Source organism: Pseudonocardia ailaonensis, from assembly GCF_039531635.1.
Classification (GTDB): Bacteria; Actinomycetota; Actinomycetes; order Mycobacteriales; family Pseudonocardiaceae; genus Pseudonocardia; species Pseudonocardia ailaonensis.
Genome location: NZ_BAAAQK010000002.1, coordinates 22,403 through 36,807, shown reverse-complemented (window position 1 = coordinate 36,807; position 14,405 = coordinate 22,403). Strand labels below are relative to the sequence as shown.

The following is a 14,405-nucleotide window of genomic DNA, read 5'->3' as shown; positions in this document are numbered from 1 at the left end:
GCCCACCGAGATCACACGCGGAGCGACGGCGCGATCGGGGGCAGGGTGCAGGGCACGACGTTCGGCCCCTACACGATCGAGGAGCTGCTCGGCCGCGGCGGGATGGGCGAGGTCTACCGCGCCTTCGACACCGAGACGGACCGCGAGGTGGCGCTCAAGGTGCTGCCGCCCGCGCTGGCGGTCGACGCCGAGTACACCGAGCGCTTCCGCCGCGAGTGCCGGGCCGCGGCCAAGCTCCGCGAGCCGCACGTCGTGCCCATCCACCGCTTCGGCGAGATCGACGGCCGGCTCTACCTGGACATGCGCCTCGTCGAGGGCAGCGACCTCGGCGCCTGGCTGCACGCCCACGGGCCCCTCGCGCCCGCCGCGGCCGTCGCGGTGATCTCGCAGGTGGCCAGCGCGCTCGACGCGGCGCACGCCGAGGGCATGGTCCACCGGGACGTCAAGCCCTCGAACATCCTGCTCACCGGCGTCGCGGACGACCGCCCCGTCGACCCGGGCGAGGTGTTCGCCTACCTCTTCGACTTCGGCATCGCCAGCTCCTCCGGCGCGAGCGAGCCGGGCGCCGAGCAGCTCACCCGCACCGGCACCGTGCCCGGCTCGGTGGCCTACCTCGCCCCGGAGCGCTTCCACGGCATCCCGGCGGACCGCAGGGTCGACGTCTACGCCCTGGCCTGCGTGCTGCACCAGGCGCTCACCGGGCAGGCCCCGTTCGCCGGCGACCTGCCCACCCTGATGCACGCCCATCTGTCCCTGCCCCCGCCCCCGATCGACCGCGCGGACGTGCCTGCCGCGCTGGCCGACGTGGTGGCGCGGGGCATGGCGAAGGACCCGGACCACCGCCACCCGACGGCGGGGGCTCTGGCCTCCGCCGCCCGGGCGGCGGTGGGGGCCTCGAACGGGTCGGCCCCGACCGCCCCTCCCCCGGCGTCCGGCGACACGCGCACCTCGGTCTTCGGCGCCCCCGAGACCCAGGTCGGGACGCCCTGGACCCCGACCCCGGCTCCCGGCCCGTACCCACCGCCGAACGGCCACCCCGCGTGGGGCCAGCAGAGCGACCCCCAGCAGCCCGGGGCGGGTGGATGGGGACACCAGGGCGGCCCGGGCGGATGGGCCCAGCAGAGCGACCCGGGCGCCTGGGGCCGGCCGAGCGGTCCGGGGCAGGGCCAGCAGAGCAACCCTGGCGCCTGGGGGCAGCAGCCCACCTGGGGTGCGCAGCAGGCCCCGACGCCCCCGAAACGCTCCCGGGCCGGCATGATCGCGGCGATCGCCGGCGCGCTCGTGGTGGTGGCCGGGCTCGTGGTCGCGGCCGTCCTGCTCGTCAACTCCCGCAAGGACACCGGCACCACCCAGGGCGCCGGGTCGTCGAGCGCCGCCCAGACGGCCGGCCCCCGCTCGACCGCCCCCCAGATCGCACCCGGCACCGCGCTGCCCTCGGCCGGTCCCGCCGCCCCGGGCTCGCCCGCGGCAGCGCTGGTCGCGGACCTCCCGCCGGGCTTCACCGCCGCCACCTGCGTGCCGGACGACTCGGTGAGCCGCTCCATCGGCGCCGTGGCCTACGTGCTCTGCGAGGGCGGGCCGGCCGACGGTCCGGACGGCGCCACCTTCAGCCGGTACGCGCAGCAGGCCGAGCTCGACGAGGCCTTCGCCGGCGCGGCCCGCGCGGCGAACGTCCCGGTCGTCGAGAACGGCCAGCACTCGTCCTGCAAGACCGGCGCCACCCTCGCCACCGGGTACAGCGTGAACGACCAGGACGCCGGTCGCGTCGGCTGCTACAAGGACGCGGCGAGCGGCGCCGCCTTCCTGTTCTGGATCGACGACACCGCCAAGGCGTTCGGCTACCTCCGCCGCTCCGACGGCGACATGACCACCCTCTACGACTGGTGGAGCGCCAGCGACTTCCGCACCCCCTGACCTCGGTCAGGAGGCTCGGGAGATCTCCGTCATCTCCCGTCTCGGGACGACCTTGATGCGGTCGCGGCCGCGGGCCTCGCCGAGGCGCCGCTCGTGCTTGTCCAGGCGCAGCCAGCCGTCCCACGTCGTGTAGGCCGTGCCCCGCTCCTCCAGCAGCTCCACGACGGCCGCGGGGTCCGGCACCGGGGCGGGCGTGAGCTCCTCGCGGTCCGCGAGCAGGCTGGTGACGGTCTCGAGCGCGCAGCCCTTGGTGTGCCCGATCAGCCCGATCGGGCCGCGCTTGATCCAGCCCGACGCGTAGAGCCCCGGCACGGGCTGCCCGTCGAAGTCCACGATCCGGCCCGCCCGGTGCGGCGTCGTGCCGGTGAGCCGGTCGAACGGCAGCTCGGGCAGCTCCGACCCGATGTACCCGACGGCCCGGTAGAGCGCCTGCAGCGGATGGTCCGTGTGGACCCCGGTGCCGGTGACCCCGCCGTGGCCGTCGAGCGCCATCCGCTCGGTGCGCAGCCCGGTGACCCGGTCGGTACCCAGCACCGCGACCGGGTTGGCGAGGAAGTGCAGGTGCAGCCGCCGCGGGGTGCGCCGCCGGTCGCGCATCGCCCAGTCCTGCAACGTCCGCACGACCATCTGGGTCTGCTTGCTCTCCCGCAGCGCGGCGAGCGAGCCGTCGTCGAACTCCACGTCCTCCGGATCGACGACCACCTCGACGCCCGGCACGTGGTCGAGCTCGCGCAGCTCCATCGGCGTGAACTTCGCCTGCGCGAGGCCGCGGCGGGCGAAGACGTGGACGTCCGTGGCGCGGTTGGCGGCGAGCCCGGCGTGCACGTTGTCGGGGATCTCGGTGTCGAGCATGTCGTCCGCCGCCTTGGCCAGTACCCGCGCCACGTCGAGGGCGACGTTCCCGGCGCCGATGACGCCGACGTGCTCGGCGTCGAGCGTCCAGTCCCGCGAGACGTCCGGGTGCCCGTCGAACCACTGCACGAACCGGGCGGCGCCGTGGCTGCCGGGAAGGTCGATGCCGGGGATGTCGAGGTCGCGGTCCCGCTCGCAGCCGGTGGAGACGACCACCGCGTCGTAGAGCATGCGGACGTCGGCGAGCAGCAGGTCCCGCCCGTACTCGACGTTGCCGAACAGCCGCACCCCGGGCGTGTCGAGGACGCGGTGCAGCGCGTGCACGATCCCCTTGATCCGCGGATGGTCGGGCGCGACGCCGTAGCGGACCAGCCCGAACGGGGCCGGCAACCGGTCGAACAGGTCGACGCTGCACGCGACGCCGGACCTCATCAGGGTGTCGGCCGTGTAGATCCCGGCCGGGCCGGCCCCGATGACGGCCACCCGCAACGCTCGCACCATGCCTGCTCCTCACCACACGTCGAACACTGTCGACCGTAGCGAAGATAGGCAAGCCTTACCTAATGGTGAAGATCACACGGGAACCGCGAGGGTGGCGGTGTACCCGGCCGCCACGCTGCCCGCCGTGGTCGCGAGCTGGCGGGCCGCGCCGTCGTCGCGGAAGACGTTGTCGCTGGTCAGCGAGACCTGCGAGAGGTTGCGGATGCTCTGCTCGTAGCCCGCGGTGGCGTACACGGTGTCGCAGACGTCCTTCGGGAGCGCCAGCTGTGAGGTGGAGATCGCGTTCCCGCTGGAGGTCGCCTTCCCGAGGGACTCGTAGACCTCGAAGTGCGCGTGCGGCCAGCGGCCCGAGTAGCAGGCCGGGAAGATGCTGGTGAAGCGCACCGCGCCGGCCGCGTCCGTCTCCTGGACGCCGCGCAGGTAGTTCTCGCCGGTCACGCCGCGCGAGTAGAGCGAGTAGTTCCCGGCGCGGTCGCAGTGCCAGAGGTACACGGCGGCGCCGGCCAGCGGGGCGCCGTCGCGGGTGAGGTTCAGCGTGATCGCGAGCGGCACGCCCTCGGCGACCGTCGTCGAGCCGCCGAAGCTCGACCGGATGTCACGGCGCACGATCCCGGCGTCGTCGAGGACGTTGGGGCCGTTGGAGCCGTCGGCAGGAAAGGGCCCGGCGGTCTCCTGCGGGATCTCGCCCGAGCTCGCGGCCGCGGTCGTACTCGCGGACGAGCTCGTGGTGGCCGCCGCGCCGCACCCCGCCACGGCCAGCGCCCCCGCACCGGCGAGCAGCCCGAGCAGCCGCCGGCGGCCGAGCAGCCGCGGCAGGTCGCGGGAGATCCCGCCGAAGTCGTCATGATCGGGCACGGTTGCTCCTGGAGGTGGTGGGTCCGTCCGGTTCCGACCACCCTGCCCGGTCCAGCTGTGTGTGCCCTGTGTGCCTCGTGAGTGCGGATAGTCGCTATGGCGACTATCCGCACTCACAGGGTCAGCTGCGGACGATCGCCGCGATCGCCTCGGCGGCACCCTCGCGCGGGATCTCGGTGCGCTCGCCGGTCGCCCGGTCCTTGAGCTCCAGCGTCCCCTCCGCCAGGCCGCGGCCCACCACGACGATCGTGGGGACGCCCAGCAGCTCGGCGTCCGCGAACTTCACGCCGGGGCTGGCCTTGCGGTCGTCGAGGATCACGGACAGGCCCGCGGCCTCGAGCTCCGCCGCCAGCGACTCGCCGCCCTCGAACAGCTCGGGATTGTTCTTGTGCGCGATGACCACGTGCACGTCGAACGGGGCGACCGAGCGGGGCCACACCAGGCCGGACTCGTCGTGGCTCTGCTCGGCGACCGCCGCGACGAGCCGCGAGACGCCCACGCCGTAGGAGCCCATGGTGATCCGGACCGGCTTGGAGTCCGGCCCCAGGGCATCGAGGGAGAACGCGTTCGCGTACTTGCGGCCGAGCTGGAAGATGTGCCCGATCTCGATGCCGCGCGCGGCTTCGAGCACGCCCTGCCCGTCCGGCGAGGGATCACCGGCGCGCACCTCGGCGGCCTCGACCGTGCCGTCGGGTGTGAAGTCCCGCCCCACCACCAGGTCGACGACGTGGTGGTCCACCTCGTCCGCACCCGTCACCCATGCCGTGCCGGTGACGACCCGGGGATCGACGAGGTAGCGCACCCCGTTGTCCTGCAGCGCCTTCGGCCCGATGTAGCCCTTCACCAGGAACGGGTTCGCCGCGAAGTCCTTCTCCTCCAGGAGCGCGACCTCGGCGGGCTCCAGCCCGGCCTCGACGCGCTTCATGTCGACCTCGCGGTCCCCGGGCACCCCGATCGCGAGCAGCTCCCAGTCCGTCGCACCGGGCTGCCGGGTCTTGAGCAGCACGTTCTTCAGCGTGTCCGCCGCGGTGAACTTCCGGTCCGCGCCGACGCTCGTTCCGCCGGCGCTCTCGTAGTGGGCGTTCAGGAAGTCCACCAGCGTCTCGATGGTGGGGGTGTCGGGCGTGTGGTGGACGGCCGCCGCGGGCTTGCCCTCGATCGGCTGCGCCGGGGGCGCGGGCGTCGTCACGGCCTCGACGTTGGCCGCGTACCCGCCGGGCCCGCGTACGAAGGTGTCCTCGCCGGTCTCGGACTCGGCCAGGAACTCCTCCGACGCCGAGCCGCCCATCGCGCCCGAGGTCGCGGCCACGATGACGTACTTCAGGCCGAGCCGCTCGAACATCCGGATGTAGGCCGCGCGGTGCTTCCCGTAGGACTCGGCGAGCCCCTCGTCGGTCAGGTCGAAGGAGTACGAGTCCTTCATCAGGAACTCGCGGCCGCGCAGGATCCCCGCGCGGGGCCGCTCCTCGTCCCGGTACTTGTTCTGGATCTGGTAGAGGACGACGGGATAGTCCTTGTACGAGCTGTACTCGCCCTTCACCGCGAGGGTGAACAGCTCCTCGTGGGTGGGCCCGAGCAGGTAGTCCCCACCCTTGCGGTCCTTGAGGCGGAAGATGTTCGGCCCGTACTCGGTCCAGCGGTTCGTGGCCTCGTAGGGCTCGCGGGGCAGCAGCGCGGGGAACTGGATCTCCTGGCCGCCGATGGCGTCCATCTCCTCGCGCACGATGTTCTCGATGCGCCGCAGCACCTTCAGCCCGAGCGGCAGCCAGGAGTAGACGCCCGGGGCGACGCGGCGGACGTAGCCGGCGCGGACCAGCAGCTTGTGGCTGGGCACCTCCGCGTCGGCCGGGTCCTCGCGGAGGGTGCGGAGGAACAGCGACGACATCCTGGTCAACACCCGCAGCAGCGTAACGAGGGACCTCGTCCCGCTTCACCCCGGTTACCCGAACCGCCGAGATGAACCTCAGGCACTGTCGATCATGGTCCGATTCGCCCTGAGGTTCATCTCGATCCGGAACACCCGGCGCCGGGCCCCGGTTGGCAGGGGTGTGACCCACGACATCGACCTCCACGCCCTCCTCGCCGAGGCGCGCCTCGGCGTCCTCGCGACGATCAAGAAGGACGGGAGCCCGCAGCTCTCCCCCGTCACCCCCTTCTACGACCGCGAGGCCGGGACGATCTCGGTGTCGATGACCGAGGGCCGGGCCAAGACCGCCAACCTGCGCCGCGATCCCCGCGCCGCCCTCGAGGTCACCAGCGGCGACGGCTGGGCGTGGGCGACCGCGGAGGGTCCCGTGACCCTGACGGGGCCGGGGTCGAGCCCGGACTCCTCCGAGGTGGAAGCGCTGGTCGACTACTACCGCAAGGCCGCGGGCGAGCACCCGGACTGGGCGGAGTACCGCCAGGTGATGGTCGACGACCGTCGGGTCCTGATGGTCATGACGGTCGAGAAGGTCTACGGCGCGAAGATCCGCTGACGCACGCCGGTCACCCGCGCCGGTCGAACCCGCGCCCGGTCGAACCCGCGCCCGGTCCATCCCGTGCCGAGAGGAACCAGGGCCACGTCCGGGTGGCCCCGCGAGGTGGCTGTCGTTCATCCCGGCGCGCTCAGCCCAGTGTGCCGGAGGCGCGCAGGGCCGCGATCCGCTCCGCCGTGAACCCGGCCTCCCGCAGGACCTCCTCGCCGTGCTCCCCCAGCCGGGGCGCACCCCGCACCGGCGCCGCGGCGGCGCCGTCGACCGTCACCGGCAGCCGGGGCAGCTCCAGCGCGCCCTCGGAGTGGTGCGCGACGGGCTCGAACAGACCGACCTCGGCCAGGTGCGGGTCGGCGAGCACGTCGTCCACCCCCAGGACCGGCTGCGCGGGGATCCCGGCGGCGTCGAGCACCGCGACCCACTCCGCCGTGGTCCGCGCCGGCAGCACCGCGGCGAGCAGCCCGTAGAGCTCGTCGATGTTGTCGGTCCGGCCGGTGATCGTGGCGAACCGTGGGTCCGCGGCCAGGTCCGGGCGCTCGATCAGGTCGAAGAACGTGAGCCACTGCTTGTCCGTGTAGACGACGACGCCCAGGTACCCGTCCGCCGTCCGGTACGGCCGCCGGTTCGGCGAGGCCGTGCGCGGGTAGACGACCGGCCCCTCGGGCGGGGTGAACACGTGCCCGAACTGCTGCTCCAGCAACGTGAACGAGGCCATCGTCTCGAACATCGGCACCTCGAGGACCCGTCCGCGGCCCGTGGCCGCCCGACCGACCAGCGCTGCGAGGATCGCGCTCGACGCCATGAGCGCCACCGTCTTGTCCGCGACGACCGACCGCACGTAGTCCGGCTCCCCGGACCCGCCCTGCACCGCGGCGAGCCCGCACCCGGCCTGGATGACGTCGTCGTACGCCGCCCTGTCCCCGTACGGCCCGGCGCTGCCGAAGCCCGGCAGCGTGCAGTGCACGAGCCCGGAAGCCGCCAGGTCCGCCGCTCCCACCCCCAGCGTCGCGACGGCGGCGGGCCGCAGGTTCGTCACGAACACGTCCGCCCCGGCGACCAGGTCCCGCAGCGCGGCGAGGCCGTCGGGATCCTTGAGGTCCAGCACCACGCTGCGCTTGCCGTGGTTGGCGGCCAGGAACACCGGTCCCATTCCCGGGTTCCGGCTCGGCCCGATCCGGCGCACGACGTCCCCACCGGGCGCCTCGACCTTGATCACGTCCGCGCCCATGCGGGCCAGCAGCATCGTGCAGTAGGGGCCCATGAACGTCGTGGTGAGGTCGACGACGCGGACGCCCTGCAGCATCGGCACGCTCCCCTCCGTCGCGGAACTGATCACCTCCGCATGCAACGCCGGGCCCCCGCCCCGGGTCAAGCGAGCGGCTCACGCCCGCGACCTGCGAGCCGGGCCGCGCTCAGGCCAGCAGCTCCGCCGCGAGCCGGCCGACCGCGTCGGACTCGATGAGGAAGCCGTCGTGCCCGTAGGGCGACTCGATCACCTGCAGCCGCGCGCCGGGGATGCCCGCGGCCAGCTCCTCCTGCTGCGCCAGCGGGTAGAGCCGGTCCGAGCTGATCCCGACGACGGTGGTGCGCGCCGTGACCCGGCCCAGGGCCGCGCCGACCCCGCCCCGGCCCCGGCCGACGTCGTGGGCGTTCATCAGCTCGGTGAGCCGCACGTAGGAGGCGGCGTCGAAGCGCCGCACCAGCTTCGCCGCGTGATGGTCCAGATAGGACTCCACCGCGTACCGTCCACCGTGGAACGGGTCCTCACCGGACTGCGGTGCCCGCCCGAACCGGGTCGCCAGCTCGAACCCGCTGCGGTAGCTCAGGTGGGCGATCCGCCGCGCCACCCCCAGCCCCTGGTGCGGGCCCGAGCCCGGGGGGAGGTCGTGGTAGTCGCCGCCGTGCCAGCCGGGGTCGGCCCGGATGGCGGCGATCTGCGGTGCGGCCCAGCCGATCTGGTCCGCCGAGGTGATCGCGGGCGAGGCCAGCAGCATGAGCCGCTCCACCCGCGAGGGCTCGGAGGCCGCCCACTCCAGCGCCCGCATCCCGCCCATCGACCCGCCGACGACCAGCGCCCACGACGCCACGCCCAGCGCGTCCGCCAGGTTGACCTCGGCCCGCACCGAGTCCCGCGCCGTGACCAGCGGGAACCGGGATCCCCAGGTCCGCCCATCCGGCGCGCGCGAGGCCGGCCCGGTGCTGCCCTGGCAGCCACCGACGATGTTGGGCGCCACCACGAAGTACCGCTCCGTGTCGAGCGGGCGGCCCGGGCCGATCAGCGTGTCCCACCAGCCCGCGGTGGGGTGGCCCGGCCCGGCCGGCCCGGTGACGTGCGCGTCCCCCGTGAGGGCGTGCAGCACCAGGACCGCCGGGTGCGCCGGCGATCCCCAGGTCTCGTACGCGAGCGTGACGCCGGGCAGCTCGCCCCCCGCCTCCAGCGCCAGCGGCGGGATCGGCAGGAACTGCCGCCGTCCGACGTCCGCCCCCTCCCGCCACGCACCGGTGGCGGGAGGGAGGACGGTCGTCATCTCTCAGGACTTGGCGGCCCGGAACCCGGCGTCGAGGTCCGCCTTGATGTCCTCGATGCCCTCCAGGCCCACCGACAGCCGGATCAGGCCCGGCCCGACACCCGTCGACAGCTGCTCCTCGCCGGAGAGCTGGCTGTGGGTGGTGGACGCCGGGTGGATCACCAGGCTGCGCACGTCGCCGATGTTGGCGAGGTGGCTGTGCAGCTCCAGCGCGTCGACGAACTTCTTGCCCGCCTCCACGCCGCCGCGGATGTCGAACGCCACCACGGCGCCCGCGCCGCGCGGCAGGTACTTCTGCTGCGCCGCGTGCCACGGGCTCGACGGGAGCGCGGCGTAGTAGACCTTCTCCACCTCGTCCCGCGCCTCGAGCCACTCGGCCACGGCGAGCGCGTTCTGCACGTGCCGCTCGATGCGCAGCGACAGCGTCTCGATGCCCTGGATCAGCAGGAACGAGTTGAGCGGCGCGATGGCCGGCCCGAGGTCGCGCAGCAGCTGCACCCGGAACTTGATCAGGAAGGCCAGCGGGCCGAGGGCCTCCCAGTAGTTCAGCCCGTGGTAGCTGGGGTCCGGTGTGGTCAGGCCCGGGAACTTCGCGGCCTGGGAGCCCCAGTCGAAGGTGCCCGAGTCGACCACCACGCCACCGATCGAGGTGCCGTGCCCGCCGAGGAACTTGGTGGCGGAGTGGATCACGATGTCGGCGCCGTGCTCGAAGGGCCGCAGCAGGTACGGCGTCGGCACCGTGTTGTCCACGAGCAGCGGCACGCCGGCCTCGTGGGCCAGGTCGGCGACGAGCCGGATGTCCAGCACGTTGCTGCGCGGGTTGCCGATGGTCTCGGCGTAGAACGCCTTGGTGTTCGGGCGGACCGCGGCGCGCCACTCCTCGGCGTTGTCCGGGTCGTCGACGAACGTGACGTCGATGCCGAGCTTCGGCAGCGTGTAGTGGAAAAGGTTGTACGTGCCGCCGTAGAGCGACGCTGACGACACGAAGTGGTCGCCGGCCTGCGCGAGGTTGAGGATCGCGAGGGTCTGCGCGGCCTGCCCGGAGGCGACGGCGACGGCCCCGATGCCGCCCTCGAGCGCGGCGATCCGCTGCTCCAGGACGTCCTGCGTCGGGTTCATGATCCGGGTGTAGATGTTGCCCAGCTCGGCGAGCCCGAAGAGCGCGGCGGCGTGGTCGGTGTCCCGGAAGGTGTACGACGTCGTCTGGTAGATCGGGGTGGCGCGGGCACCGGTCGCGGTGTCGGGCGCGGCACCGGCGTGCACCTGCTTGGTCTCGAAGGACCAGGCGGCGGTCGGGTCGGCGGGATCGGTCATGGGGGTCTCCTGGGTGATCTTCGGCTGGGTGTGGGGACGGTCAGCGCGCGCTGTTCAGGACTCACAACACGCAGCGCTGGTCACGCGCAGGAGATCGACGTGCCTGCGCGACACGAGACGGATCACGAGAGGGACCGTAACGGGGTCGTCATACCGGCACAACAACCACTGCCCGGCCGTGGTCGCGGACGCCGGCGACTACCCTCCTCGGGTGCTCGTCCTGCTCCCCCCGTCGGAGACCAAGCTCGCCGGTGGCGACGGTCCCCCGCTCGACCTCGCGGCGCTCTCGCACCCGGCGCTGGACCCGGTGCGCGACGCCCTGGTCGACGAGGTCGTGGAGCTGGCGGCCGATCTCCCGGCAGCCCGTGCGGCACTGGGGATCTCGGAACGTCAGGACGACGAGATCGCCCGCAATGCCGCCCTCCGGACCTCCCCCACGGCCCCGGCGATCACCCGCTACACCGGCGTCCTCTACGACGCCCTCGACGTGCGTTCCCTGCGCGGCGCCGCCGCAGGCCGCGCCCGGGAGCGGCTCGCCACCTGCTCGGCCCTCTTCGGGCTGGTCCACGCGGGCGACCCGATCCCCGCCTACCGCCTCTCCGCCGGCTCCACCCTCCCGGCCGGCGGCACCCTGGCGGCCCGCTGGAGGCCCGTCCTGGAGCCGGTCCTGGCCGCGATCGCCGCCCAGCAGCTCGTCGTCGACCTCCGCTCGGGTTCCTACGCCGCCCTCGCCCGCATCCCCGGCGCCGTGACGGTCAACGTCCTCGCCGAACGCCCGGACGGGAGCCGCTCGGTGGTGAGCCACCACAACAAGTCCCACAAGGGTGCCCTGGCGCGACTCCTGGTGAGCAGCCGCGCCGAACCCCAGGACGCCGGCGCGGTCGCCCGCATCGCCCGCAAGGCCGGCCTCACGGTCGAACGCCGCGACACCCACCTGGACCTCGTCCTCCCCGCCTGACCACCCCGACCCCCGAGTCCACCGACCCCCAACCCGCGAGTCGGCACTTTCGGTAGGCCGAAACACACATCTGCGACGTCGTCGAGACCCCTGGGTCGGGGCGATCGGGCCCGCCGCCGAAACTCGGTGGACGCCCCGTCGCCACGTACGCGACCCTCACCTCGCCGGACCGACTCAGGAGGTGTGCCGGACATGACCGCCGCCCTGGTGGCGGCGCGCTGCCGTGCCCACCGCAGCGCGCCCACGAGCCGCCGCACCCCGCGCCGAGGCTGAGTCCCGCGTGGGGTGATCCCCCACGTCAAGGAGACCCCTCACCGATGCGTGAGCGCATGCCCAAGCGCCGTCGCCGGTTCGACGACGAGCTCGACATCGACACCCCGACCACCCCGGCCCTGCGCCTGCAGGACGAGCCGGACCCGCCACCGTCCGGTGACCGCTGGTCCACCTGGACCGGCGCCCAGCACGGACCCGACCCGCTGCCCGGCTGGGTCGTCACGGCGCACGCCGCCGTCGACACCGAGCTCGGCGTGCTCAAGACCGGCAAGGAGGCCGACGTCCACCTGCTCGAACGGGCCGTGCCCGGCGAGCCCGGGGTGATCATGGCCGCCAAGCGGTACCGCACCGCCGAGCACCGCATGTTCCACCGCGACGCCGGCTACCTGGAGGGACGCCGCGTGCGCCGCTCCCGGGAGACCCGCGCGATGGCCAACCGGTCGTCGTTCGGCCGGGAGCTGCTGTCCGGGCAGTGGGCCGCTGCGGAGTTCGCCGCGCTCGGCACGCTGTGGTCGGCGGGGCTGCCCGTCCCCTATCCCGTGCAGCTCGACGGCACGGAGCTGCTGCTGGAGTTCGTCGGCAGCGGGGAGACGGCCGCGCCGCGGCTCGCCCAGCTGCGCCCCGGACCCGCCGAGCTGGCGGAGCTGTGGGAGCAGCTGACGGCCGCACTGCACGGGCTCGCCCGCCTCGGGTGGGCGCACGGCGACCTCTCGGCCTACAACCTGCTGGTGCACGAGGGCCGGCTGGTGCTGATCGACCTGCCCCAGGTCGTCGACCTGGTGGGGAACCCGCACGGGGCCGAGATCCTGGTCCGCGACGTGCGGCGGGTCGCCGAGTGGTTCACCGCCCGCGGCCTCGGTCCCGAGGCCGGCGAGCGACTGTTCCACGCCCTGGTGGAGGAGGCCGGCCTGTCCTGAGCCCCTGTGAGTGGCGGGCGAGATCACAACGCACCGTGCGCACCCGGCGGCCGTGGTGCCCGTAGACTGGTATCCGAACGCCCGGGTCCTGATGCCCGGCGTACCTGCACTCATCCATCGGGCGCACTCCCCACCACCGCGCCCGGGCTCGTCCCGATGTGCCGGCCGGCGCCCCGCGCCCGCGCCGCTCCGAGTGACGTGCCGACGTCCCGGAGGTCTCGTGACCAGTCCGTCCCGCCGCCCTGCCTCGCGCTCGGGTGGCCCGTCCCGCCGTTCCGGCGGGGCCCCGCGCCGCCGCTCCGGCGGTGGCGGTGCCCCGCAGTCCCGGCCCGCCCACTCGGCCATGCCGGAGGAGGTCCTCTGGACCGTCCCGGCCACCGGCCTGCCCACCTTCGCCGAGCTCGGCCTCCCCGAGCCCGTGCTGCGCGCCCTGGCCGCCGAGGGGTTCGCCGAGCCCCGGCCGATCCAGGCCGCCACCCTCCCGGAGACCCTTCGGGGCCGCGACCTGCTCGGGCGCGGCCAGACCGGCTCCGGCAAGACCCTCGCGTTCGGCCTCGCCCTGGTGTCCCGGCTCGCCGGCAGCCGGTCCGAGCCCCGCCGCCCGCGCGGCCTCGTGCTCGTCCCCACCCGCGAGCTCTCGCAGCAGGTGATGGACGCGGTGGAGCCCTTCGCCAAGGCCCTGCACCTCACCGTCGCGTCGGTCGTCGGCGGCATGTCGATGAACCGGCAGATCGAGACGCTGCGGCGCGGCGTCGACCTGCTCGTCGCCACCCCCGGCCGGCTCACCGACCACATGGGCGAGGGCACCTGCGACCTCTCCGCCGTCGAGATCACCGCGATCGACGAGGCGGACCGCATGTCGGACATGGGCTTCCTGCCCCAGGTCCGGCGCATCCTCGACCGCACCCCGGCCGACGGCCAGCGCCTGCTGTTCTCCGCGACGCTGGACAACGAGGTGGCCACCCTGGTCGAGCGCTACCTGCACGACCCGGTCACCCGGGCCGTCGCGTCCGCGGCCGCGCCCGTCGAGACGATGGACCACCATCTGCTCCTGGTGCACCAGACGGACAAGAACCGGATCGTGCACGAGATCGCCGCACGCGAGGGCCGGACGATCTTCTTCGTCCGTACCAAGCACGGCGCCGACCGCGTGGTCAAGCAGCTCCGCCGCGAGGGCGTGCAGGCCAGCGCGCTGCACGGCGGCAAGGCGCAGAACGCCCGCAACCGGGCCATCGACGCGTTCAAGAGCGGCGACATCCCGGTCCTGGTCGCCACGGACGTCGCGGCGCGCGGCATCCACGTCGACGACGTCAGCCTCGTCGTGCACGTGGATCCGCCGGGCGACCCGAAGGACTACCTGCACCGCGCCGGCCGCACGGCCCGCGGCGGCGAGTCCGGCGTGGTCGTCACGCTGGTCACCGCCGAGGAGCGCCGGGACGTCGACACCCTGATGCGGCAGGCGGGCGTGCGGCCCGAGGTCGCGGACGCACGGCCGGGCTCGGCAGCGCTGATCGAGGTCACGGGCGCGCGGATGCCCAGCGGGGTGCCGGTCGAGGCCCCGAAGCCGCCCCAGCAGCAGCCCGCCTCCGGCTCCGGCCGTCGCCGCGGAGGTCGTCGGAGCGCCGGATCGGGCTCCGGTTCGGGCTCGGGTGAGTCCGCGGCCGCCGCCGGCAACCGCGCCGATCGCCGCAGCGCCCAGTTCGGCACCGCGGGCTCGGGCCAGGGCGGCTCCCGCTCCGGCCAGGGCCGCGCGGGGCAGGGCCGCTCCGAGGGCCAGGGCGGCTCCCGCCGCGCCGGCCGCGGCCGTGGCCCGGGCAGG

At 74.0% G+C, this 14,405-nt stretch carries 12 protein-coding genes; 5 read left to right on the top strand and 7 right to left on the bottom strand.

From position 1 onward, the window contains the following. The first annotated feature begins 45 nt into the window (after positions 1–45). Entirely contained in the window at positions 46–1,914 is a 1,869-nt protein-coding gene (locus ABD324_RS02330) for a serine/threonine-protein kinase (protein ID WP_344411842.1), read from the top strand. Between the two features lie 6 nt (positions 1,915–1,920). Here the strand turns inward: ABD324_RS02330 and ABD324_RS02325 are convergent, their stop codons facing one another. The 3 genes from ABD324_RS02325 to ABD324_RS02315 all read right to left on the bottom strand — a co-directional run bounded on the left by ABD324_RS02325 (position 1,921) and on the right by ABD324_RS02315 (position 6,019). Then, positions 1,921–3,267, bottom strand: a complete 1,347-nt coding sequence (locus ABD324_RS02325; RefSeq protein ID WP_344411841.1) for an FAD-dependent oxidoreductase — start codon at positions 3,265–3,267, stop codon at positions 1,921–1,923. A 72-nt stretch (positions 3,268–3,339) separates the two neighbouring features. Next, positions 3,340–4,122, bottom strand: a complete 783-nt coding sequence (locus ABD324_RS02320) for an intradiol ring-cleavage dioxygenase (RefSeq protein ID WP_344411840.1) — start codon at positions 4,120–4,122, stop codon at positions 3,340–3,342. 121 nt (positions 4,123–4,243) lie between these two features. Further along, positions 4,244–6,019 (bottom strand): proline--tRNA ligase, encoded by a 1,776-nt coding sequence (locus ABD324_RS02315; protein WP_344411839.1) that lies wholly within the window; start codon positions 6,017–6,019, stop codon positions 4,244–4,246. 151 nt (positions 6,020–6,170) lie between these two features. On the opposite strand from ABD324_RS02315, the gene ABD324_RS02310 reads away from it, so the two are divergent. Then, positions 6,171–6,599 (top strand): PPOX class F420-dependent oxidoreductase, encoded by a 429-nt coding sequence (locus ABD324_RS02310; protein ID WP_344411838.1) that lies wholly within the window; start codon positions 6,171–6,173, stop codon positions 6,597–6,599. Positions 6,600–6,729: 130 nt separating this feature from the next. Here ABD324_RS02310 and ABD324_RS02305 read toward each other — a convergent pair whose 3' ends face one another. From ABD324_RS02305 to ABD324_RS37130, 4 genes are all read right to left on the bottom strand, one after another. Beyond that, positions 6,730–7,899, bottom strand: a complete 1,170-nt coding sequence (locus ABD324_RS02305) for a CaiB/BaiF CoA transferase family protein (RefSeq protein WP_344411982.1) — start codon at positions 7,897–7,899, stop codon at positions 6,730–6,732. A 109-nt stretch (positions 7,900–8,008) separates the two neighbouring features. Beyond that, on the bottom strand, positions 8,009–9,124 hold the full coding sequence (gene metX, locus ABD324_RS02300; protein ID WP_344411837.1) for a homoserine O-acetyltransferase MetX: 1,116 nt from the start codon (positions 9,122–9,124) through the stop codon (positions 8,009–8,011). A 3-nt stretch (positions 9,125–9,127) separates the two neighbouring features. Next, positions 9,128–10,438, bottom strand: a complete 1,311-nt coding sequence (locus ABD324_RS02295; protein ID WP_344411836.1) for a bifunctional o-acetylhomoserine/o-acetylserine sulfhydrylase — start codon at positions 10,436–10,438, stop codon at positions 9,128–9,130. A gap of 54 nt (positions 10,439–10,492) precedes the next feature. Then, complete coding sequence (locus tag ABD324_RS37130) at positions 10,493–10,564, bottom strand: putative leader peptide (RefSeq protein WP_425565715.1); 72 nt, start codon at positions 10,562–10,564, stop codon at positions 10,493–10,495. An 85-nt stretch (positions 10,565–10,649) separates the two neighbouring features. Here ABD324_RS37130 and yaaA point away from each other — a divergent pair, with 85 nt between their 5' ends. The 3 genes from yaaA to ABD324_RS02280 form a co-directional block, all read left to right on the top strand. Next, positions 10,650–11,396, top strand: coding sequence for a peroxide stress protein YaaA (gene yaaA / locus ABD324_RS02290; RefSeq protein WP_344411835.1), 747 nt, complete (start codon positions 10,650–10,652; stop codon positions 11,394–11,396). A gap of 317 nt (positions 11,397–11,713) precedes the next feature. After that, positions 11,714–12,586, top strand: a complete 873-nt coding sequence (locus ABD324_RS02285; RefSeq protein ID WP_344411834.1) for a serine protein kinase RIO — start codon at positions 11,714–11,716, stop codon at positions 12,584–12,586. A gap of 343 nt (positions 12,587–12,929) precedes the next feature. Further along, positions 12,930–14,405: DEAD/DEAH box helicase (locus ABD324_RS02280; protein WP_344411980.1), on the top strand; the 1,476-nt coding region annotated here is incomplete at its 3' end.

What these genes read in the sequence shown, in the direction of transcription:
- ABD324_RS02295 (WP_344411836.1), bottom strand. Translation starts at nt 10,438, where the DNA reads ATGACCGATCCCGCCGACCCGACCGCCGCCTGGTCCTTCGAGACCAAG.
- ABD324_RS02305 (WP_344411982.1), bottom strand. Translation starts at nt 7,899, where the DNA reads ATGCTGCAGGGCGTCCGCGTCGTCGACCTCACCACGACGTTCATGGGC.
- metX (WP_344411837.1), bottom strand. Translation starts at nt 9,124, where the DNA reads ATGACGACCGTCCTCCCTCCCGCCACCGGTGCGTGGCGGGAGGGGGCG.
- ABD324_RS02285 (WP_344411834.1), top strand. Translation starts at nt 11,714, where the DNA reads ATGCGTGAGCGCATGCCCAAGCGCCGTCGCCGGTTCGACGACGAGCTC.
- ABD324_RS02325 (WP_344411841.1), bottom strand. Translation starts at nt 3,267, where the DNA reads ATGGTGCGAGCGTTGCGGGTGGCCGTCATCGGGGCCGGCCCGGCCGGG.